This is a genomic window from Kitasatospora acidiphila (assembly GCF_006636205.1).
In the GTDB taxonomy this organism is placed as follows: Bacteria; Actinomycetota; Actinomycetes; order Streptomycetales; family Streptomycetaceae; genus Kitasatospora; species Kitasatospora acidiphila.
In genome coordinates, this window is the sequence record NZ_VIGB01000003.1 from 5,975,157 (window position 1) to 5,996,038 (window position 20,882).

17 protein-coding genes, 3 tRNA genes and 2 pseudogenes are annotated in these 20,882 nt (G+C 73.0%); 19 read left to right on the top strand and 3 right to left on the bottom strand.

What is annotated here, in order from left to right:
• Window positions 1–125 precede the first annotated feature (125 nt).
• From E6W39_RS28280 to E6W39_RS28320, 9 genes and pseudogenes are all read left to right on the top strand, one after another.
• Window positions 126–3,528 (top strand): annotated as a pseudogene (locus tag E6W39_RS28280) (Rne/Rng family ribonuclease).
• Window positions 3,529–3,759: 231 nt separating this feature from the next.
• Window positions 3,760–4,074: a 50S ribosomal protein L21 gene (gene rplU, locus E6W39_RS28285; RefSeq protein WP_141635901.1), complete on the top strand. Its 315-nt coding sequence runs from the start codon at window positions 3,760–3,762 to the stop codon at window positions 4,072–4,074.
• A gap of 16 nt (window positions 4,075–4,090) precedes the next feature.
• Window positions 4,091–4,348: a 50S ribosomal protein L27 gene (gene rpmA / locus E6W39_RS28290; RefSeq protein ID WP_030058248.1), complete on the top strand. Its 258-nt coding sequence runs from the start codon at window positions 4,091–4,093 to the stop codon at window positions 4,346–4,348.
• 114 nt (window positions 4,349–4,462) lie between these two features.
• A complete protein-coding gene (gene obgE / locus E6W39_RS28295) occupies window positions 4,463–5,935 on the top strand; it encodes a GTPase ObgE (protein WP_141635902.1) in 1,473 nt (490 codons plus the stop codon).
• 127 nt (window positions 5,936–6,062) lie between these two features.
• On the top strand, window positions 6,063–7,199 hold the full coding sequence (gene proB, locus E6W39_RS28300; RefSeq protein WP_141635903.1) for a glutamate 5-kinase: 1,137 nt from the start codon (window positions 6,063–6,065) through the stop codon (window positions 7,197–7,199).
• Window positions 7,200–7,317: 118 nt separating this feature from the next.
• Window positions 7,318–7,707 (top strand): hypothetical protein, encoded by a 390-nt coding sequence (locus E6W39_RS28305; RefSeq protein WP_228718735.1) that lies wholly within the window; start codon window positions 7,318–7,320, stop codon window positions 7,705–7,707.
• Between the two features lie 63 nt (window positions 7,708–7,770).
• A complete protein-coding gene (locus E6W39_RS28310) occupies window positions 7,771–9,063 on the top strand; it encodes a glutamate-5-semialdehyde dehydrogenase (RefSeq protein WP_141635905.1) in 1,293 nt (430 codons plus the stop codon).
• A 143-nt stretch (window positions 9,064–9,206) separates the two neighbouring features.
• Window positions 9,207–9,716 (top strand): annotated as a pseudogene (locus tag E6W39_RS28315) (SCO2584 family spore wall biosynthesis protein); the annotation flags it as partial.
• Between the two features lie 72 nt (window positions 9,717–9,788).
• On the top strand, window positions 9,789–10,862 hold the full coding sequence (locus tag E6W39_RS28320; RefSeq protein WP_141635906.1) for an SCO2583 family membrane protein: 1,074 nt from the start codon (window positions 9,789–9,791) through the stop codon (window positions 10,860–10,862).
• Window positions 10,863–10,987: 125 nt separating this feature from the next.
• Here E6W39_RS28320 and E6W39_RS28325 read toward each other — a convergent pair whose 3' ends face one another.
• Window positions 10,988–12,055, bottom strand: coding sequence for a M48 family metallopeptidase (locus tag E6W39_RS28325; protein WP_141635907.1), 1,068 nt, complete (start codon window positions 12,053–12,055; stop codon window positions 10,988–10,990).
• A gap of 146 nt (window positions 12,056–12,201) precedes the next feature.
• On the opposite strand from E6W39_RS28325, the gene E6W39_RS39750 reads away from it, so the two are divergent.
• From E6W39_RS39750 to E6W39_RS28355, 8 genes are all read left to right on the top strand, one after another.
• Window positions 12,202–12,348, top strand: coding sequence for a hypothetical protein (locus E6W39_RS39750; RefSeq protein WP_180356443.1), 147 nt, complete (start codon window positions 12,202–12,204; stop codon window positions 12,346–12,348).
• Between the two features lie 135 nt (window positions 12,349–12,483).
• Window positions 12,484–12,630: a hypothetical protein gene (locus tag E6W39_RS39755; RefSeq protein ID WP_180356442.1), complete on the top strand. Its 147-nt coding sequence runs from the start codon at window positions 12,484–12,486 to the stop codon at window positions 12,628–12,630.
• Window positions 12,631–12,719: 89 nt separating this feature from the next.
• Entirely contained in the window at window positions 12,720–13,337 is a 618-nt protein-coding gene (gene nadD, locus E6W39_RS28330) for a nicotinate-nucleotide adenylyltransferase (RefSeq protein ID WP_181799471.1), read from the top strand.
• A gap of 49 nt (window positions 13,338–13,386) precedes the next feature.
• On the top strand, window positions 13,387–15,198 hold the full coding sequence (locus E6W39_RS28335; protein WP_141635908.1) for an LCP family protein: 1,812 nt from the start codon (window positions 13,387–13,389) through the stop codon (window positions 15,196–15,198).
• A 112-nt stretch (window positions 15,199–15,310) separates the two neighbouring features.
• Window positions 15,311–15,754: a ribosome silencing factor gene (gene rsfS, locus E6W39_RS28340; RefSeq protein WP_141635909.1), complete on the top strand. Its 444-nt coding sequence runs from the start codon at window positions 15,311–15,313 to the stop codon at window positions 15,752–15,754.
• Window positions 15,751–16,401, top strand: a complete 651-nt coding sequence (locus tag E6W39_RS28345) for a histidine phosphatase family protein (protein WP_141635910.1) — start codon at window positions 15,751–15,753, stop codon at window positions 16,399–16,401. The genes rsfS and E6W39_RS28345 overlap by 4 nt, the downstream gene beginning before the upstream one ends.
• A gap of 112 nt (window positions 16,402–16,513) precedes the next feature.
• Window positions 16,514–16,586: transfer RNA gene (locus E6W39_RS28350), tRNA-Ala, on the top strand.
• A 38-nt stretch (window positions 16,587–16,624) separates the two neighbouring features.
• Window positions 16,625–16,697, top strand: a tRNA-Ala gene (locus E6W39_RS28355).
• Window positions 16,698–16,744: 47 nt separating this feature from the next.
• On the opposite strand, the gene E6W39_RS28360 is transcribed toward E6W39_RS28355, so the two are convergent.
• Window positions 16,745–17,650 carry a helix-turn-helix transcriptional regulator gene (locus E6W39_RS28360; RefSeq protein ID WP_141635911.1) on the bottom strand — a complete coding sequence of 302 codons (906 nt, stop codon included), beginning with the start codon at window positions 17,648–17,650 and terminating at the stop codon, window positions 16,745–16,747.
• A 102-nt stretch (window positions 17,651–17,752) separates the two neighbouring features.
• Here E6W39_RS28360 and E6W39_RS28365 point away from each other — a divergent pair, with 102 nt between their 5' ends.
• Window positions 17,753–19,204 carry an MFS transporter gene (locus tag E6W39_RS28365; protein WP_141635912.1) on the top strand — a complete coding sequence of 484 codons (1,452 nt, stop codon included), beginning with the start codon at window positions 17,753–17,755 and terminating at the stop codon, window positions 19,202–19,204.
• A 147-nt stretch (window positions 19,205–19,351) separates the two neighbouring features.
• Window positions 19,352–19,424 (top strand) — tRNA-Ala (locus tag E6W39_RS28370).
• 58 nt (window positions 19,425–19,482) lie between these two features.
• Here the strand turns inward: E6W39_RS28370 and E6W39_RS28375 are convergent.
• Window positions 19,483–20,760, bottom strand: coding sequence for an MFS transporter (locus E6W39_RS28375; RefSeq protein ID WP_181799472.1), 1,278 nt, complete (start codon window positions 20,758–20,760; stop codon window positions 19,483–19,485).
• Between the last annotated feature and the right edge of the window lie 122 nt (window positions 20,761–20,882).

A 20,882-nucleotide genomic window follows, 5' to 3' on the forward strand; every position in this document is an offset into this window, starting at 1 on the left:
TGTGCGGCTTCGCGTCCGCATGTCGGCGCCGTGGAGAGTCGGCCCGGGCGCCGAGCGCCCGCGGCCGGCCACCGGTGCCCGTGCCCGGATGTGGAGCCCGGGGGCCTGACGGGAGATCCACCCGCATGCCTGAGAACGAGAACACTGACGCGCAGACTCCGACCGGTGAACCGGTCGGCGATGCCGCTCCGCCGCGCCGGCGCCGCCGCGCGGTGTCCCGCCCGGCCGGTGCCCCGCAGGGCGCGGCCGAGACCACCGAGACCGTGATTCCGGTCGAGGCTTCCACCCCGGCGGCTGCTGCCGCCCCGGCCGAGCCGGTGGCCGAGGAGAAGCCGGTCCGGGCGCGTCGCACCCGCAAGCGTGCTGAGGCGCCCGCCGGTGCGCCGGCTGCCGCTGAGGCCGTCGCCGAGCCCGCTGCCGCCCCGGCCGAGCCGGTGGCCGAGGAGAAGCCGGTCCGGGCGCGTCGCACCCGCAAGCGTGCTGAGGCGCCCGCCGGTGCGCCGGCTGCCGCTGAGGCCGTCGCCGAGCCCGCTGCCGCCCCGGCCGAACGCCCCCAGCCTGACGGCCGGGAGGTGCCCCAGCGGCCGAGGAGAAGCCGGTCCGGGCGCGCCGCACCCGCAAGCGTGCCGAGGCGCCGCAGACCGCCACCGCACCGGTCGTGGAGGTCGTCGTCGAGGAGCCCGAGGTCGAGGAGCCCGAGGAGGCCGCCGAGGAGGCCGCCCCGGCGCAGCCCGCCGCCGAGCCCGAGCAGCCGGCCGCCGAGCCCCACCGCACCCGCCGCCGCGCCGTCCGCCCGGCCACCGCGATCTTCCAGGCCCCGGTCTTCCAGGAGCCCGCCGCCGCCCCCGCCGAGCCGAAGGCCGCTGCCGAGGAGGCCCCGGCCCCGAAGAAGCGCGCCGCCGAGCCGAAGGCCGCCCGCTCGGAGGAGGACGAGTACGAGTACAGCGGTGTCGGCCGCCGTCGCCGGGTCCGCTCCGCGGTCCGGGTGAGCCGTCCGGCCGCTGCCCCGGCGGCCCCTGCCCTGCCCCTGCCCCTGCCCCGGCCCCGGTCGTCGAGGCGCCGGCCGCCGAGGCGCCCGCTGCCGTCGAGGAGGCGCCCGCCGCCGGCCCCGAGCAGGAGGCCGCTTGGGAGGAGGACCGTCCGTCCTCCCGCCGTCGTCGTCGTGGTGGCCGCCGCCGTCGCCGTGGCGAGGCCGAGGAGGTCGAGGCCGAGGCCCCGGTGACCGAGTCCGCCGAGGCCGAGGCCGAGGCCGAGGAGCTGGGCGAGGACGAGGAGGGCGACGACCTGGCCGGTGGCCTGGCCTCGTCGCGCCGCCGTCGCCGCCGTCGCCGCCGCAGCGGTGAGGCCGTCGCCGAGCCGGCGGAGACCAGCGAGGACGGTGTCCGCACGGTCGTGAAGGTGCGCGAGCCGCGCCGCCGCTCCACCGAGCCGGCCTTCGACCCGGACGAGGTGCAGTCGATCAAGGGCTCGACCCGCCTGGAGGCCAAGAAGCAGCGCCGCCGCGAGGGCCGCGAGCTGGGCCGCCGCCGGGTGCCGATCATCACCGAGGCCGAGTTCCTGGCCCGCCGGGAGTCGGTCGAGCGGGTCATGGTGGTCCGTCAGAACGGCCAGCGCACCCAGATCGGCGTGCTGGAGGACGGCGTGCTGGTCGAGCACTACGTCAACAAGGAGCAGGCCACCTCGTACGTCGGCAACGTCTACCTGGGCAAGGTCCAGAACGTGCTGCCGTCGATGGAGGCCGCCTTCGTCGACATCGGCAAGGGCCGCAACGCAGTGCTCTACGCCGGTGAGGTGAACTTCGGTCAGCTCGGGCACAGCGGTCCGCGCCGGATCGAGTCGGTGCTGAAGTCGGGCCAGTCCGTGCTGGTGCAGGTCTCCAAGGACCCGATCGGCCACAAGGGCGCCCGCCTGACCAGCCAGATCTCGCTGCCCGGCCGCTACCTGGTCTACGTGCCCGAGGGCTCGATGACCGGCATCAGCCGCAAGCTGCCCGAGAACGAGCGAGCCCGGCTGAAGCAGATCCTCAAGAAGATCGTGCCGGACGACGCGGGCGTGATCGTGCGCACCGCCGCCGAGGGCGCCAGCGAGGAGGAGCTCACCCGCGACGTGCAGCGGCTGCAGTCGCAGTGGGAGGAGATCCAGAAGAAGGCGGCCTCCGGCAACGCGCCGACCCTGCTGTACGGCGAGCCGGACATGACCGTCCGGGTGGTCCGCGACATCTTCAACGAGGACTTCACCAAGGTCATCGTCTCCGGTGCCGAGGCGTGGAACACCATCCACGAGTACGTCAGCTCGGTGGCTCCGGACCTGGCCGAGCGGCTGCAGCGCTGGACCAGCGACGTGGACGTGTTCGCCACCTACCGGATCGACGAGCAGCTGATGAAGGCGCTGGACCGCAAGGTCTGGCTGCCAAGCGGCGGTTCGCTGGTGATCGACCGGACCGAGGCGATGGTCGTCGTCGACGTCAACACCGGCAAGTTCGTCGGCCAAGGCGGCAACCTCGAGGAGACCGTCACCCGCAACAACATCGAGGCGGCCGAGGAGATCGTCCGCCAGCTGCGGCTGCGCGACCTCGGCGGCATCATCGTGATCGACTTCATCGACATGGTGCTGGAGTCCAACCGCGACCTGGTGCTGCGCCGGCTCCTCGAGTGCCTGGGCCGGGACCGGACCAAGCACCAGGTGGCCGAGGTCACCTCGCTGGGCCTGGTGCAGATGACCCGCAAGCGGGTCGGCCAGGGTCTGCTGGAGTCGTTCTCCGAGGCCTGCGTGCACTGCAACGGTCGCGGTGTGATCGTGCACATGGAGCAGCCGACCTCGGTCGGCGGCGGTGGCGGTGCGGTCGGTACCGCGGGCGAGGCCGGTGCCGGCAAGCGCCGCCGCCGCGGCAAGGGCGGGGCCGCCCACGAGGAGGCCGCTGCCGCTGTCGAGCCGACGCACGAGCACGAGCACGAGGAGCTGGAGATCGTCACCCGCGAGGAGGCTCCGCAGGAGCAGCCCGCGGCCGAGGTCGAGGCGCCCGTGGCCGAGGAGCCCGCCGCCGAGCGGGCCCAGGAGCCCGAGGCCGCCGAGCAGCCCAGCCTGGTCGAGATCGCCCCGGCCCCGGCGCCGGCCGGCCGCACCCGCCGCCGCGCGGTGCGCAAGGCCACCGCGCCGGCCGGGGCGCCGTCCAGCGGCGAGATCGTGGTGCTGCAGTCGCGTGCCGAGGCCGTGGTGGAGGCCGCCCTGGCCGCCGCCGCCCCGGTGGTGACCGAGGAGCTGGAGCAGGCCGCCGAGGCCGTCTCCGCCGAGGCTCCGGTTGCCGAGGCTGAGGCCGAGGAGGCCGCTGCCGAGGAGGCCCCGGCCCCGAAGAAGCGCGCCGCCCGCAAGACGGCTGCCAAGAAGACGGCCGCCAAGAAGACCACCGCCGCCAAGAAGACCACGGCAGCGGCGGCGAAGAAGACCACCGCCCGCAAGACCGCCACCAAGCGGACCAGCGCAGCGGCCAAGAAGGCGGCCGCCGCCGAAGGTGAGTCGGCGGCCGAGTGACGCCCGTGACCGGGGCGGGCCCGTTGCCCGCCCCGGTTCGCGGACGGTCCGGCGCCCGGTTTGCCCCGGGGGCGGCTGGTCCGTATTCTTGACCCTCGGCGTGTCTACGCCACGCTCCCGAGCATCTCACCTCCCGTTCGTCCGATCGGAAGTGCGGGGGAGGCCCCTGTGTCCGTACCCAGGCGGCTGGCATCGGAGAGTTCCGAACCGAGTATGGAAAGCAGGTACCGCATGTACGCGATCGTTCGCGCCGGCGGCCGCCAGCACAAGGTCGCCGTGGGCGACGTGCTGGAGATCGACCGTGTTGACGTCAAGCAGGGTGACTCGGTGGAGCTCTCGACCATCCTGGTCGTCGACGGTGAGGCCGTCACCTCCGACCCGTGGGTCCTCGCCGGCATCAAGGTCCACGCCGAGGTCGTCGACCACACCAAGGGCGAGAAGATCACGATCCTCCGCTACAAGAACAAGACCGGCTACCGTCGGCGCCAGGGTCACCGCCAGCGCCACACCGCCGTCCGCATCACGAGCATCGACTCCGCGAAGTAAGTAAGGGGATAGCGAGATGGCACACAAGAAGGGCGCAAGCTCTACCCGTAACGGCCGTGACTCGAACGCCCAGCGCCTCGGCGTCAAGCGTTTCGGCGGCCAGGTCGTCAGCGCCGGCGAGATCCTGGTCCGCCAGCGCGGCACCCACTTCCACCCGGGCGCGGGCGTCGGTCGCGGTGGCGACGACACCCTGTTCGCGCTGACCGCCGGTGCGGTTCAGTTCGGCAACCGTCGCGGCCGCAAGGTCGTCAACATCGTGGCCGTCGAGGCCTGATCCAGCTCTTCCGCTGGATCCCACGCAGGGTGGATCGGGTTCCCCGGTCCACCCTGCGTGCTTTTTCTCCCACAGCCTGTTCCACAGCCTGTTCGTCAAATGGAGGCACCGCTCATGACCACCTTCGTGGACCGCGTCGAACTGCACGTCGCCGCGGGTAACGGAGGCCACGGCTGCGCCTCCGTGCACCGGGAGAAGTTCAAGCCGCTCGGCGGACCGGACGGCGGCAACGGCGGTGAGGGCGGCAGCGTCACCCTGGTGGTGGACTCCCAGATCACCACCCTGCTGGACTACCACCACTCGCGTTCCCGCAAGGCCGGCAACGGCAAGCCGGGCGCGGGCGCCAACCGGGCCGGCGCCAACGGCGAGGACCTGGTGCTGCCGGTGCCGGACGGCACGGTGGTGCTGGACCGCAAGGGCAACGTGCTGGCCGACCTGGTCGGCCACGGCACCTCCTTCGTCGCCGCGGCGGGCGGCCGCGGCGGCCTGGGCAACGCGGCGCTGGCCTCGGCCCGCCGCAAGGCCCCCGGCTTCGCGCTGCTCGGCGAGCCGGGCGAGGTCCGCGACATCGTCATGGAGCTCAAGTCGGTCGCCGACGTGGCCCTGGTGGGCTACCCCAGCGCCGGCAAGTCCTCGCTGATCTCGGTGCTCTCGGCCGCCAAGCCGAAGATCGCCGACTACCCGTTCACCACCCTGGTCCCGAACCTGGGCGTGGTCACCGCCGGCGAGACCGTCTACACCGTCGCCGACGTGCCGGGCCTGATCCCGGGCGCCAGCCAGGGCAAGGGCCTGGGCCTGGAGTTCCTGCGCCACGTGGAGCGCTGCAGCGTGCTGGTGCACGTGCTGGACTGCGCCACCCTGGAGCCCGGTCGCGACCCGCTCTCCGACCTGGAGACCATCGAGGCCGAGCTGGCCCAGTACGGCGGCCTGGAGGACCGGCCGCGGCTGGTCGCGCTCAACAAGGTGGACGTGCCGGACGGCCAGGACATCGCCGACCTGACCCGGGCCTCGCTGGAGGAGCGCGGCTACCGGGTGTTCGAGGTCTCCGCCGCCTCCCGCAAGGGCCTGCGCGAGCTGAGCTTCGCGATGGCCGGGATCGTCGCCGAGGCGCGCGCCGCCAAGCCGGTGCAGGAGTCCACCCGGATCGTGCTGCGTCCGGCGGCCGTGGACGACGCGGGCTTCACCGTCACCGAGGAGGACGGCGCCTACCGGGTGCGCGGTGTCAAGCCGGAGCGCTGGGTGCGGCAGACCGACTTCAGCAACGACGAGGCGGTCGGCTACCTCGCCGACCGGCTGGCCCGGCTCGGTGTCGAAGAGGGCCTGTGGAAGGCCGGCGCCCACGAGGGTGACACGGTCATCATCGGCCCCGACGAGAGTGCCGTGGTCTTCGACTGGGAGCCGACCATGGCCGCCGGTGCCGAGATGCTCGGCCGCCGCGGCGAGGACCACCGCTTCGAGACCCAGCGTCCGGCCGTGGACCGCCGCCGCGACCGGCAGAAGGGCCGGGACGCCGCCGAGGCCGAGTACCTCGCGTTCGAGGCGCTCTCCTCGGGCCGCCCGGCCGAGCTCGACGACGACGAGGACTGACAGCCGGACCGGTCCCACCTCCTGCTCCTCCTTAGTCCATGACATGGAATGCTGTACGGCTCCGCTGGGGTTTTCGCGTAGATTGCCCGCAAACAGCGGAGCCGATCAGCAGCAGCGAGGTAGGGCGATGAGCGAGCAGACACTGCGCCAAGACGTGCTGACGGCCCGTCGGATCGTGGTCAAGGTCGGCTCCTCCTCGCTCACCACCGCGGCCGGCGGTCTGGACGCCGACCGGGTGGACGCGCTGGTCGACGCGCTGGCCCGGCGCCTCGGCGAGCCGGACGCCCCGGAGATCGTGCTGGTCTCCTCCGGGGCGATCGCGGCCGGCCTGGCGCCGCTGGGCCTGGCCAAGCGCCCCTCGGACCTGGCCCGCCAGCAGGCCGCCGCCAGCGTCGGCCAGGGCCTGCTGGTGGCCCGCTACACCGCCTCGTTCGCCCGCTACGGACGCCGGGTCGGCCAGGTGCTGCTGACCGCCGAGGACGCCAGCCGCCGCGCGCACTACCGCAACGCCTACCGCACCCTGGACCAGCTGCTGGCGATGGGCGCGGTGCCGATCGTCAACGAGAACGACACGGTGGCCACCGCCGAGATCAAGTTCGGCGACAACGACCGGCTCGCCGCGCTGGTCGCCCACCTGGTCCGGGCCGACCTGCTGATCCTGCTCTCCGACGTGGACGGCCTCTACGACGGCGACCCGAGCCGCCCCGGCACCCGGCGGCTCGCCGAGGTGCACGGCCCGCAGGACCTGGCGGGCATCGAGATCGGCAGCGCAGGCAAGGCGGGGGTCGGCACCGGCGGCATGGTGACCAAGGTGGAGGCGGCCCGGATCGCCACCGGCGCGGGCATCCCGGTGGTGCTCACCGCCGCCCGGCACGCCGCCGACGCGCTGGCCGGCCGCCCCACCGGCACCCTGTTCACCCGCACCGGCTCGCGCAGCGCCGACCGGCTGCTCTGGCTGGCCCACGCCAGCACCCCGCGCGGCGCGCTGCACCTGGACGAGGGCGCGGTGCGGGCCGTGGTGGAGGGCGGCAAGTCGCTGCTGCCGGCCGGGGTGACCAAGGTGGACGGAGACTTCGCCGCCGGGGATCCGGTGGACCTTCTTGCCGAAAACGGCCACATCGTGGCCCGTGGCCTGGTCAACTTTGATGCGAGGGAGCTGCCGCGCCTGCTCGGACGGTCGACCCGGGACCTGGCTCAGGAGTTGGGCGCCGCCTATGAGCGCGAGGTCATCCACCGGGACGACTTGGTGGTGCTGCGCGGCTGACGGTCCGTCGGCTGACGGCCCGTCCGGGCCGACGCCGGTCCGGTTCCGGACCAGCGTCGAACAGGAGGCCGCGGTGAGACTCAGGCGCGACCAAGCGCGTGCGCAGGTGCCGGGCGGCATCGTCCGGCAGCTGCACCCGCACCACGAGGTGCCGGACCAACCGGAGGCCGGGCGGCTGTGGCACGTGGTGCTGAGTCTGGCCGGTGCGGTGACCCCGCTGACGGAGCTGAAGGCCGGGCTGGAACGGTTGGCGCACGACCACTCGTTCTTCCTGACGGCCCGCTATGCGGCCGACCACGCGGAGATCCGCTACTGGGAGGAGGCCCGCGACCTGCATGACGCGGCGGCCATCGCACTGCGGCTGTGGGGCGAGCACCGGACCAGTGCCAGGCTGCCGGCCTGGGAGATCGTCGGCCTGGAGGTGATCGACCGGGCCACCTACCACCAGCGGATCGCCGAGGGCTTCGGTGAGCCCATGCCGCAGCTCGGCGGGGTGCACCCGTACTGACCGGTCGTCTCAACGAGTGGAAAGGCTCCCGGGCGGCCGCGCGGCAGTCGTTAGGCTTCGGGCATGAGCATCGACAGCCCCGTCCTCGCCGCCGCGCGCCGCGCCCGGACCGCCGCGGCCGCACTCGCCCCGCTGCCGCGTTCGGCCAAGGACGCCGCGCTGCTGGCGGTCGCCGACGCACTCCAGGCGCGCGGCGCGGAGATCACCGCCGCCAACGCCGAGGACGTCGCCCGGGCCCGGGAGGCCGGCACCGCCGAGTCGGTGGTCGACCGGCTCACCCTGACCGAGGAGCGGATCGCCGCGATCGCCGCCGATGTGCGCAGGGTCGCCGGACTGCCCGATCCGGTCGGCGAGGTGGTGCGCGGCTACACCCTGCCGAACGGGCTGGACGTGCGCCAGGTCCGGGTGCCGCTGGGCGTGGTCGGCATCATCTACGAGGCCCGGCCCAATGTCACCGTGGACGCGGCCGCGCTCTGCCTGAAGTCGGGCAACGCGGTGCTGCTGCGTGGTTCGGCCTCCGCCTACCGCTCCAACGCCGCCCTGGTCGCCGTGGTCCGCGAGGCCGTCGAGGCGGCCGGGCTGCCGGCCGACGCGGTGCAGCTGGTGCCGGGGGAGAGCCGGGACTCGGTGACCGAGCTGATGCGGGCCCGCGGCCTGGTGGACGTGCTGATCCCGCGCGGCGGCGCCTCGCTGATCAGGACGGTGGTGGAGGGCTCCACCGTGCCGGTGATCGAGACCGGCACCGGCAACTGCCACGTCTACGTGGACGCGCGGACCGACCTGGCGATGGCGGTCGGCATCCTGCTCAACTCCAAGGCGCAGCGGGTGAGCGTCTGCAACGCCGCCGAGACGCTGCTGGTGCACCAGGACGTTGCTCAGGAGTTCCTGCCGCTCGCGCTGGCCGCGCTGGCCGAAGCCGGGGTGACGGTGCACGGCGACGACGCGGTGCTCGAGCTGGCCGCCGGCTCGCCCGCCACCGTGGTGCCGGCCACCGACGAGGACTGGGGCGCGGAGTACCTCTCCCTGGACCTGGCCGCCGCCGTGGTGCCCTCGCTGGAGGCCGCGGTGGAGCACATCCGCCAGTGGTCCTCCGGCCACACCGAGGCGATCGTCACCACCTCGCAGGCGGCCGCCCGCCGCTTCACCCAGCTGGTGGACTCGACCACCGTCGCGGTCAACGCCTCCACCCGGTTCACCGACGGGGGTGAGTTCGGCTTCGGCGCGGAGATCGGCATCTCCACCCAGAAGCTGCACGCCCGCGGCCCGATGGGGCTGCCGGAGCTGACCTCCACCAAGTACATCGTCACTGGTGACGGACACGTGCGCGGCGAGGCCCGGCAGACCGTCGGCGGCTGACCGGCGGTGCTTGTCGAAGCCCAAGTGCCGGGAGCCACAGACAAATCACGCGCCCGGTAATACGCTGAGTCCGTGGCTGAGGACTTGGGGGCTCGCCGTACTCCGACGGCGCTGACCACGGTGACGCGGACGACGAGTTCGCCACCGTGGTCCTTGACGAGGCTTTCATCCGTTCCGCCGCCGTGCACGAGCCGAGTGCCAGAGAGCGGCAGCTGGCCGCCGCCGAGGCCCGCAACGAGGAGCCCGCGGGCGCCGGCCGGGTCCGCGAGCCGGGCGGCGAGCTCTTCGACGGCCTGCCGCTGGAGCTGCGCCCGCACCCCGGCAGCGACGACGACCGGATCTACACCGATCCCTGGGTCGGTTCCGGCCTGGGCCTGGGCCGCCGCAGGGCCGTCCGCTGGCCCGGCTACGGGGCGCGTTCGGCCAGCCGCGGCCAGATAGCCCAGCAGCGCTGGCACCGTCCGCTGGCCTGGGTGCTGGTGATCGTCATGGGGGTCAGCCTGGTGGCGGTCGCGGTGGCCGCCGTGTACCGCGGCGCCGGCAACTCCCCGGGGCGCAGGCCGCTGATCGGCACCAGCGGCCCGGCCACTCCGGCACCGACCGCGGCCCGGGCCGACCCGGTCGGCTCGGCCGCTCCGCAGCCGGCCGGGTGACCAGGCCGATCGCCCGCGAAAGGTGCTGCCGGGGCCTCGTTCCGGGGCCGTCGCGCGCTCTACCCTGGATTCATGGGTGACCCGGGTGAGCCTCCGGAGGGTGTGCCCGAGGGCGGTTCCGGAAGCGATGACGAATACCGATCCGTCGTCTTCGACGAGTCGTTCGTCCGGGCTGCCCGGATCACCGAGCTGTCCGCCATGGAGCGCCTCGGCGGCGCCCCGCGCGGGATCCGGCGCAAGACGGGATTCGGGCTGCTCGGTTCGCTGCCCCGGCAGGCGCTGATCCTGCTGCTGCTCATCGTGGTGGCCTTCGGAGCGGCCGTGTACTTCGGGCTCACCGCCCCGCACCGCGACATCGCCGGCGTCGGCGGCAGCCAGCTCACCAATGAGCTGACCGCGCTCACCCCGGCCTCCGGCGGCGTGCCGACCGTCGACCCGAGCAGCCCGTTCGCCAACCTCGCGGCCGCGGCGGGCTACGCGGACGGCAGCGCGGGCTTCGGCCTGCCTGCCGCCCGCACCAGCACGGCGGACTTCACCCAGGCCCAGGTGGGCACCGCGGTGGACACCGTGCGCCGCTACCTGGTGGCCTCCGAGGTCTCCCCGGCGGTGCTGGCCCAGGGCGCGACGGCCCCGGTGCGGGCCCTGGTGACGCCGGGTGAGCAGGGTCAGTTCGACCAGAGCGCCGCGAACCCCGGCGACGACCAGCACCACACGCTGACCGGCTGGATGGTCCGGTTCGACCCGATGAAGGTGTCGCTGGCCAGCGACACGGTCAAGGTGGCCGGTACCGTGACGGTGCGCGAGCTGGACGCCTCGACCCTGGAGCTGACCGCCGACCACACCCTGGTCTACGCGCTCCGCCCGGCCGGGGCGACGGTGAACGGCCCGGTGACCCTCTACTCGATCCGCCGCGAGGTCCGCTTCGACCTGGACCGCACCGACCTGGTGAACGGCCAGCTGCGGGTGGTCGACACCGTCCAGCAGGCCGGCCCGAGTGCCTGCGACGCCGCGCAGTTCGAGTACTTCCAGCCGCTGGCCGCCGGCGGCACCGGCCCGCTCACCGCCCACCCCGGCACGATCGACCCGGGCGACCGCTCGCACCCCGCGTGGCAGAGCTGCGCGGTCATGGGCGGCCCGCTGGGTTGATCCGGAACCACCCGAATATCGGCCCGCCGCGCGGCCGGGGTGATTCGTCAACTCCGGGTGGGGAGAACGCCGGTTCCGCCGCCTGAGGAGTTCATCCGGCAGGGGCGGAACCGGCATCGGCACGGCTAGGACTCGTCGGACTTCTGGCCGTTGCCCTTGGCGCCGGTGAAGGTGTCCTTCAGCTTGCTGCCCACCGAGCCCGCGCCGTCGGCGAAGTCGCGGATCAGGGTGAAGAGCGGGTCCTTGCTGTCCTTGAGGGACTTGCCGTAGGAGTCGGCCGCGGCCTTCCACTGGTCGCTGACCTTGGCCTGCGGGTCGTCGGCGCGGCGCGGGTAGGCGCCGGCGAGTATCGAGCGGTACTCGTCGCTCTCCGACCACTGCTTCAGCTTGGCCACCCGGACCACCGCGAACGGGTGGGACTGCGGCAGCACCTGGAGCAGCTTCAGCACGCCGTCGCGCAGGTCGCCGGCCTTCTCGTACTCCTCGGCCTGCTCCAGGAAGGCGTCCACGTTCATCTCGCCCAGGTTGTGGCCGCCGGCCAGCTTCATCAGCCCGCGCATCGAGGCCTGCGGGTCCTGACCGGCCAGCAAACCGGCCCGGTCGCAAGAGAGTTCGGCCTTGCGGAACCACTCCTTGAGGGCCGTCACCAGGGCCATGATCGCCAGGTTGCCGAGCGGCACCCAGCCGACCCGGGTGGCCAGGTTGGTGAGGATCAGCAGCATGGTCCGGTAGACCGCGTGGCCGGACATCGCGTGCCCGACCTCGTGGCCGATCACGGCCCGCAGCTCCTCCTCGTCCAGCAGCTCCACCAGGCCGGTGGTCACCACGATCACCGGGGCGTCCATCCCGATGCACATCGCGTTGACCTTGGGGTCCTGGGTCACGTAGAGCTCGGGAACCCGCTCCAGGTCCAGCACGTAGGCCGCGTCCCGGACCATGTTGTACAGCTCGGGGTACTGCCGCTCGGAGGTCTTCACCGCGGTGGCCAGGAACATCAGCCGCACGCTGCGCTCGGAGACCAGGCCGGCCAGCTTCTTCAGCACATCGTCGAACCCGGTCAGCTTGCGCAGGGCGACCAGTGCGGACCGGTCGGCGGGGTGCTCCCAGGCGCGGGTGGAGATGCCGGCGAACCGCTGGCGGCGGCGCCCCGGCACGTTGTCGGCCGGGCCCGCGGTTCGGGTGGAATCGGTCATGACTGCTGTGTCCCTCTCGACTCGACTGTGACAACTCTCAACGTCCGACCGCCCGCACTCGTCCCCCACGGGGGTGGTGCGGGCCGCTGGGCGTAAGGCGGCCTAAGCTGGCTTACGAGTCACCATCGTCTCCAAGGAGCCCGCCGATGTCCCCCGCCGCCCTGGCCCACCTGGCCGCGCCGATCTCCAGCGGCCCCGGTCCGGGCCTCTTCCTGCGCCTGATCGTGATCGGCTCGATCGTCGGCGTGCTGGCGCTGGTCTGGATCCTGGCCCGAGCCAACAGCAACAACTGACAGCTCACCTGTAGTCAGACGCGGGGAGGCGCCGCGCGGTTGCGCGAGCACGCCCCGTACGATGAGCGCGCGGGCCGCCCCGGTTGCCGGGACCCGCGTCCTGGCCCCCACCGAGTCGAGAAGGCCCTGCCGATCATGACCTCCAGCGCCCTGCCCGCCCTGACCGCCCTGGCCGAGGGCAGCAACCACAGCACCCTGAACCCGCTGCTGACCGGTGGCAGCGCGCTGTTCATCCTGCTGCTGCTGCTCTTCATCACCACCCGGTTCAACCGGGACCGCTGAGCCGCCGGCCCGCTCGGGAGCCCCCCGGCACCCGGGGCGCCCCCGAGCGGTCAGTTGTTCGTTCCACACGTCGCGTAAGGTGTGGCGGCATGACGGGAGAGAGCACGCCGATGCGGCGCAGGCGGCTCGGGGTGATGGGCGGCACTTTCGACCCGATCCACCACGGCCACCTGGTCGCGGCCAGCGAGGTCGCCAGCGCCTTCCACCTGGACGAGGTGATCTTCGTCCCGACCGGGCAGCCCTGGCAGAAGACCGGGCGGCGGTCGGTGTCCGCCGCCGAGGACCGCTACCTGATGACGGTGATCGCCACCGCCGAGAACCCGCAGTTCTCGGTCAGCCGGATCGACATCGACCGCAGTGGCCCCACCTACACCGTCGACACGCTCCGTGAGCTCAGAGGGCTGAACCCGGACGCCGACCTGTTCTTCATCACCGGCGCGGACGCGCTCGCCCAGATCCTCTCCTGGCAGGACGCCGAGGAACTCTTCGCGCTGGCCCACTTCATCGGCTGCACCCGCCCGGGCCACACACTCACCGACCCGGGTCTGCCGGTCGGCGGTGTCTCGCTGGTCGAGGTACCGGCCCTGGCGATCTCCTCCACCGACTGCCGGATGCGGGTGGCCAAGGGCCAGCCGATCTGGTATCTCGTCCCGGACGGGGTGGTGCGCTACATCGACAAGCGCGCGCTCTACCTGGACGCCGGCTGAGCCGGCCGACCGGCTGATCAGGACACCACGGAAGAGCTTGAGGTACGGCGTGACCGGAACGGCAGACCGCACTGGGCCCGAGAACGGCGACTGGAACACGGGGGCCTACCCGCACGGCTACCAGGAGCAGCAGCCCTACGGGCAGCAGTACGAGCAGCCGTACCAGGGTTACCAGGAGCAACTGCCGTACCAGGAACAGCAGTACACCCAGTACGAGCAGCAGCCGTACCAGGGTTACCAGGAGCAGCAGCCCTACCAGCAGCAGCCCTACGGCTACCAGGAGCAGCAGCCGTACGGGCAGCAGTACCTGCAGCAGCCGTACCAGGGCTACCAGGAGCAGCAGCCCTACCAGCCGCACTACGAGCAGCCCTACCAGCAGCAGCCCTACTACCCGGCCGAGCCCGCCGTCCCGCAGGCGCCCGTGGCCGCGGCGCCCGTCGTCCCGCAGCCGGCGCCGGTCGCCCCGCAGCCGGCGCCCGCCGCCCGTCCCGCGCCCCCGGCGCCGCCGCGTCCGCGCAGCGCGGCCGACGAGCGGCCCGGTGCGGCCGGCGAGCCCTCCGAGCAGGTCGGCGGCCGGCGCGCCGTGCCCAAGCCGCGCAGCGACCAGGACCCTTATCCGACCGACGAGTTCACCTTCGTCGACGAGGAGTCGGAGCAGTCCGAGGACGTCATCGACTGGCTGAAGTTCGCCGAGTCGCGCACCGAGCGCCGTGACGAGCGCCGCCGCCGGCTGCGCACCCGGCTGATCGCCGGCGCGGTGGCGCTGCTGCTGGCGGGCGGCGGCACCGTCGGCTACCTGTGGGCCACCGGCGCCCTCGGCGGCACCACCTCGGCGGCCGCGGCCACCGGCGGGCGCAACGTGGTCGTGGTCCACATGCGCGACCTCAACGGCAAGGTGAGCAGCGCGCTGCTGGTCAACGACACCGGCGGCCACAAGGCCTCGGTGTTCCTGCTGCCGGGCACCCTGCAGCTCCCGGCGGCCGGCGACTCCGGCATGACGCAGCTGAGCGGCGCGATGGACTCGATGGGCCCGGCCGCGACCCGGGACGCGCTGGGCACCATGCTCGGGGCCCCGGTGGCCGGCACCTGGCGGTTGGACACCCCCTACCTGCGGCTGCTGGTCTCCCAGATCGGCGGGATCAAGGTCGACACCGACAGCCAGATCACCGGTCCGGACGGCAAGGTGCTGGTGGAGAAGGGCAGCGGGCGGACGCTGATCGGCGACGCGGCCGTCGCCTACGCCACCTACCAGGCGCCGGGCGAGAGCCCGGACGCCCAGCTGCGCCGGTTCGGCCAGGTGATGGCCGCGCTGATCACCGCCATGCCCACCACCCTCTCCGACGCCACCGACGACGTGCACCGGATGGGCGCGGTGCTGGACCCCTCGCTGCCCGAGCAGGCGCTGGCCGGTCTGCTGGCGCAGCTCAGCGGGCAGGCCGGGGCCGGGCACCTGCAGACCGGCGAGCTGCCGGTCGCCGCCGACGGCACGGTGGACCAGGCCAAGGCCGCCCCGGTGGTCAAGGACGTGCTCGGCGGCACCGTGCACAGCGCGGCGGCCACCAGCGGCCCGGCCCGGGTCAGTGTGGTCGACGCCACCGGCAGCAGCAGCGACAGCACGGCCCAGGCCGCCCAGGCCCAGGTGATCAATTCCGGCCTGACCTTCGTGCCGGGCGGCGGCAAGGCCGCGGCGCAGCCGACCACCGTGATCCGCTACACCGACGACTCCCGGGCCCAGGCCGCCAAGTCGCTGGCCACCAGCCTGGGCCTGCCGGACAGCGCGGCGCAGAAGAGCGCCGATGCGCAGACCGCCGACCTGGTGGTGGTGCTGGGCAAGGACTACCAGGCTCCCAAGGGGCAGTAAGGGGCAATAAGCGGCGGTGGGGCGACGCGGCGGCGTGAGATCCTGGAGGCGAAACCCCTCTCCGAGCCTGACGGCCGGGAGGCGCCCCCAGCCGCAGAGCCGAAAGAGCATCGTGACCGCAACCGAATACTCGCAGGAACTCATCACCGTCGCCGCCCAGGCGGCGGCCGACAAGCTGGCGCACAACGTCGTCGCCTTCGACGTCAGCGATGTGCTGTCGATCACCGACGCCTTCCTGATCGCCTCGGCGGCCAACGACCGCCAGGTGAAGTCGATCGCGGAGGAGATCGAGGACCAGCTGCGCGAGAAGCTGGACGTCAAGCCGGTGCGCCGGGAGGGCGAGCGTGAGGGTCGCTGGATCCTGCTCGACTACCTGGACATCGTGGTGCACGTCCAGCACTCCGAGGAGCGCTCCTTCTACTCGCTGGACCGGCTCTGGAAGGACTGCCCCGAGCTGCCGCTGCCCGAGGACGCGATGGCCACCCGCAACCGTCCCGAGGACGCCGTCGTGGACGACGCCGGCAACGCCGTCGGTTATCTGCAGGACCTCAGCTGAACGGCCGCGCGGGGGGACCGCGGATCGTCTTCTGGCGGCACGGCCAGACCTCCTGGAACCTGGAATCCCGGTTCCAGGGCACCACTGACATCCCGCTGACCGCCGCCGGCCTGGAGCAGGCCCGGCGGGCGGCCCGGCTGCTCGCCGGGCTGAAGCCCGACCTGCTGATCTCCTCGGACCTGGAGCGGGCCGCCGACACCGCCGCCGAGCTGGCCCGGCTGACCGGCCTGGACGTGCAGCACGACGCCGGCCTGCGGGAGACCTACGCGGGCAGCTGGCAGGGCCTGACCCACACCGAGATCCGCGAGCGCTACCCCGAGGACTACGCGGCCTTCGGGCGCGGTGAGCCGGTGCGGCGCGGCGGCGGCGAGTTGGCCGACGAGGTGGCCGACCGCGCCGTCCCGGTGGTGCTGGAGGCCGTCGAGAAGCTCCCCGAGGACGGCACCCTGGTGGTGGTCAGCCACGGCGGCACCATCCGCACCGTGCTCGGCCGGATGCTCGGCCTGGCCCCCGAGGTGTGGGAGTGCCTCGGCGGGCTCTCCAACTGCTGCTGGTCGGTGCTCGGCCCGCGGCGGTCCCACGGTTGGCGGCTGCTGGAGCACAACGCGGGCACCCTGCCCGAGCCGGTGATCGGCGACGAGTCCTGAGTTCGCGGGGTCCCGGTTGCCCGGATTTCGTCATTCGGGGCCTGACCAGCTAGAGTCTTCCTCGTTCGCAGGAAAGAACGCGGCCCGCCAGGGCGGCGGATTCCTCGGCCGCGGGGCTATAGCTCAGTTGGTAGAGCGCTTGCATGGCATGCAAGAGGTCTGGGGTTCAATTCCCCATAGCTCCACTCCGCGCCAGCGGTTCTCTCGGAGCCGCGCGGTCTGCGGGGCTATAGCTCAGTTGGTAGAGCGCTTGCATGGCATGCAAGAGGTCTGGGGTTCAATTCCCCATAGCTCCACCGAAGGTCGAAGGGCCGCCTCCCAATCGGGGGGCGGCCCTTCGGCGTTACCGGTGCGTGTGGTCGACGACCGGGGCCTGGGGGTTCGCAGTGACCCACTCCAGCCGCTCCCGGTCCTGCTGGGCCGCCGGCGTGTAGACCACCATGTAGAGCTCGGGGAAGCCCGGCATGGTCAGGTAGGACGCCTGGCACTGGATCGCGCCCACCGCGGCGTGCCGGAACACCTTGCGCACGGTCACCGTCGGCGCCACCAGCTGGCTCTCCCAGAGCTCCCGGAACCGGTCGCTGACCTCGCACAGCGCCCGCACGTACTCCTCCCAGGCCGGCTCGCCGACGTGCGAGGCGTAGGAGGTCCGCAGCACCCCGACCATCCGGGGCAGTTCCTCCTCGCGGTTGACGAACGGGTTGCAGCAGTCCGGCACGGTCACGGCGCACCAGAGCGTGTTGCGCCGGCCGTTGGGCGCGGTGGCGCGGGTGGCGCCGGGGAAGAGCGCGTCATAGGCCGCGTTGAAGCCCAGCACGTCGTAGCGGCGGTTGCAGATGGCGGCGGGCAGCGGCGTCAGGCCGTCCAGGATCACCTGCATCGTCGGGTCCACGGTGGGGCAGAGCAGGTCGCCCGGCTCGGCGGCGGGCAGCCCGGCCAGCCGGAACAGATGGGAACGCTCGACCGCGTCCAGCAGCAGCGCCCGGGCCACCGCCGCCATCACCTGGTCGCTGGCGTTGATCGGGCGGCCCTGCTCCAGCCAGGTGTACCAGGTGACCCCGACCCCGGCGAGCTGCGCCACCTCCTCGCGGCGCAGCCCCGGGGTGCGCCGGCGCAGGCCGGGCGGCAGGCCCACGTCCTGCGGGGTGACCCGGGCCCGGCAGGCTTTGAGGAAGGCGGCCAGCTCGGTGCGGCGGGTGGGCTCGGGGCCCTTGGCGGGTGCGGCGGCGCGGGACTCCAGCAGGGGCATGAGACCATCCTGACGCACGGCCGCCACGGCTGACAGGTAGTGCCGGTACCAGGATCAGCAGGCTCTAACCACCAGTATCGAAGTCACGGCAGATTGGCTGCCATGACGGACCTTCAGATTCGCCGGCCGCACTCGGTGGCCGACTCCGCCGCGTCGGCGCGGCCCGCTCGCACCGGCCTGGTGCTAGGGGTGATCCTGACCGGCCAGTTCATGGCCATCCTGGACGTCGCCGTGGTCAATGTCGCGGCGCCGACCATCCGCACCGACCTGCACGCCGACGGCGCCGGCCTGCAGCTGGTGATCGCCGGCTACACCATCGCCTACGCGGTCCTGCTGATCACCGGGGCCCGGCTGGGCGCCCGGTTCGGCCACCGCCCGCTCTTCCAGTTCGGCCTGGCCGCCTTCACCGCCGCCTCGCTGGCCTGCGGCCTGGCGCCGAACACCGGCAGCCTGATCGGCTTCCGGCTGCTGCAGGGGGTCGCCTCGGCGCTGATGGTGCCGCAGGTGATGAGCCTCATCCAGAAGACCTTCACCGGCGCCTCCCGGGCCAAGGCGCTGGGCACCTACACGGCGGTGCTGGCCGGCGGCAGCGTGGCCGGGCAGGTGCTCGGCGGGGTGCTGGTCAGCGCCGACCTCTTCGGCAGCGGCTGGCGTCCGGTCTTCCTGATCAACGTGCCGATCGGGGTGCTGCTGCTGGCGGCGGGGCACCGGGTGCTGCCGCACCTGCCGGTGGACCGGGAGCGCCGCTTCGACCTGGTCGGCCTGCTGGTGCTGGCGCTGGCGATCGGCCTGCTGGTGGTGCCGCTGGTGCTCGGGCACGACCTGCACTGGCCGGTCTGGGGCTGGGTGATGCTGGCCGGCTCGGTGCTGGCCTTCGCGGTGTTCGTGGTGGTGGAGCGGCGGATCGCCGAGCGCGGCGGGCAGCCGCTGATCCACGTCCGGGTGCTGCGCTCCCCGGGCCTGCTGCCGGGGGCGGTCGCGCTCTTCCTGGTGATGCTGGCCTTCTCCGGCTTCCTGTTCGCCTTCGCGCTGCACCTGCAGGCGGGGCTGGGCGAGTCGCCGCTCTGGGCCGGCCTGAGCTTCGCGCCGATGGCGGTCGGCTTCGGGCTCTCCGGCCTGCACTGGCAGCGGCTGCCGAAGCGGCTGCACCTGCCGCTGCCGATGGTCGCGCTGGCGGTGGCCGGCGCCGGCTACCTGGTGCTCGGCCAGCTGATGCGCGGCGGTGAGCGGCTGAGCGTGGGCACCGAGGCGCTGCTGCTGGTGATCGGGGCGGCCTCCGGCTGCGCCTACAGCCCGCTGTTCGCCCGGGCGCTGAGCCGGGTGGCCCCGGCCGACGCGGCGGACGCCAGCGGGGTGACGGTGACCATGGTGCAGCTCGGCCAGGTGGTCGGGGTCTCGCTGCTCGGCACCGTGTTCCTCAGCTCGGTGAGCTACCCGGCGGGCCCGGCCGCCTCCGGCCACGCGGTCGAGGTGACCTCGTTGTGCCTGCTGGCCGCCGCCGCGCTGGCCGCCGTCTTCGCGTTCCGCACCCGGCACGCGGCGCGGCTGGGCTGATCGTTCTGAGGTCCGCAGGGCCCGGTGCCGCCGGATCGAAGGGCGGCACCGGGAACGGATTCGTGAACCACCTCCAGGACCGTGTAAAGTAAGACGTGTCGCCGAGGGAAACCGCAAGGCGGCAAAAAAATGCACTCGGTGCGATGCGGGGCTATAGCTCAGTTGGTAGAGCGCTTGCATGGCATGCAAGAGGTCTGGGGTTCAATTCCCCATAGCTCCACCGGAAGTGCTCGGGCCGCCTCCCAACAGGGAGGCGGCCCAGCTGCGTTGGCGCTCCGTCAGGCCGGCTGCGACTGCGGCCGCTCGGCCAGCCGGGGCAGCAGCGCCGCCGCCACCGTGATCGCGCCCAGCTCCAGGAAGGCCGCCGAGTAGGAGTGGTGGGCCGCCACCCGGGAGATCGTCAGCGGCCCGAGCAGCCCGGCCATTCCCCAGCCGATCAGCATCAGCCCGTAGACCGCCCCGGCGTGGGCCGCCCCGAAGAACTCCGACACCACCGCCGGCATGGTGGCGAAACCGCCGCCGAAGCAGAGGCAGACCAGCGCCGCCAGCGGCAGGAAGAGCACGGCCGAGGTGGTCTGGGAGAGCGCCACCAGGCCGAGGCCCTGCACCAGCAGCATCACCGCGAAGGCGCGCAGCAGCCCGGTGCGGCCGGACAGCCAGCCCCAGAGCGGGCGGCCCACCGTGTTGAACACCCCGAGCACCCCGGTGAGCACGGCGGCCAGGGCCGGGCTCAGCCCGGTGAGGCTGGTGGCGGCCGGGGCCACCACGGAGAGCATGCTGATCCCGGCCAGGGTGTTGTAGAAGAGCACCAGGGTCAGCAGGTACCACTGCCGGCTGCGCAGCGCCTGCTTCGGCCGGTGGCCGTCGCCGCTGGCGGGCTGCGCGGGGCGGACCGGCGGGTTGTCGAAGAAGGCGGCACCGGTCAGCGTGGTGGCCAGGAAGAGGATGCCGAGCACCAGCAGCGCCCGGGCCGGGTCGACGGTGAAGTGCGCCACCAGCAGCCGGCAGAGCGGTGCGCTGAGCACCGAGCCGAGGCCGAAGCCCCCGGTTGCGGCGCCGGCGGCCAGCGCCCGGTGCCCGGGGAACCAGCGCTGCAGCATGGTGGTCGGCACGATGTAGCCCAGGCCCAGGCCGATTCCGCTGATCCCGCCGTAGCCGAGCAGCACCAGCCAGAAGTCCTGGCGCCCGTGCGCGCAGCCGGCCACCAGGTAGCCGCCCGCGTAGAGCAGCCCGGCCAGCAGTGCGATGACCCGCGGCGAGCGCCGGGACATCAGCAGGCCGCCGAGCACGGTGCCGAGGAAGACCACGGAGTGGGCGGCGGCGAACGGCAGCCCGGCCTGGTCGCGGCCGAGCGCGAAGGCGCTGTGCGGCGACTGCAGCCCGGCGGAGACGATGCTCCAGGAGTAGATCGCGCCGTAGGCCAGCTGGTTGAGCACCACCGCGGTGAGCAGCACGGCGCGGCGGTGGCCGATCCGCCGGGCCAGTCGGCGGCGCGGGGTTGGCAGCGGCCCGGTGCGGGGTAGGACGGGACGGGGGAGCAGAGCAGTGAGGGACACGGAGGTGACCGCTTTCGGACGGGGGATGGCTCCCTGTCTGACGTTCAGTGAACGCGCTGGTTACGCCGGCGGGCCGTTGCGCGTCAGACCGGGTGAAACCGCTGGTCCGTCCGGGGGTATCG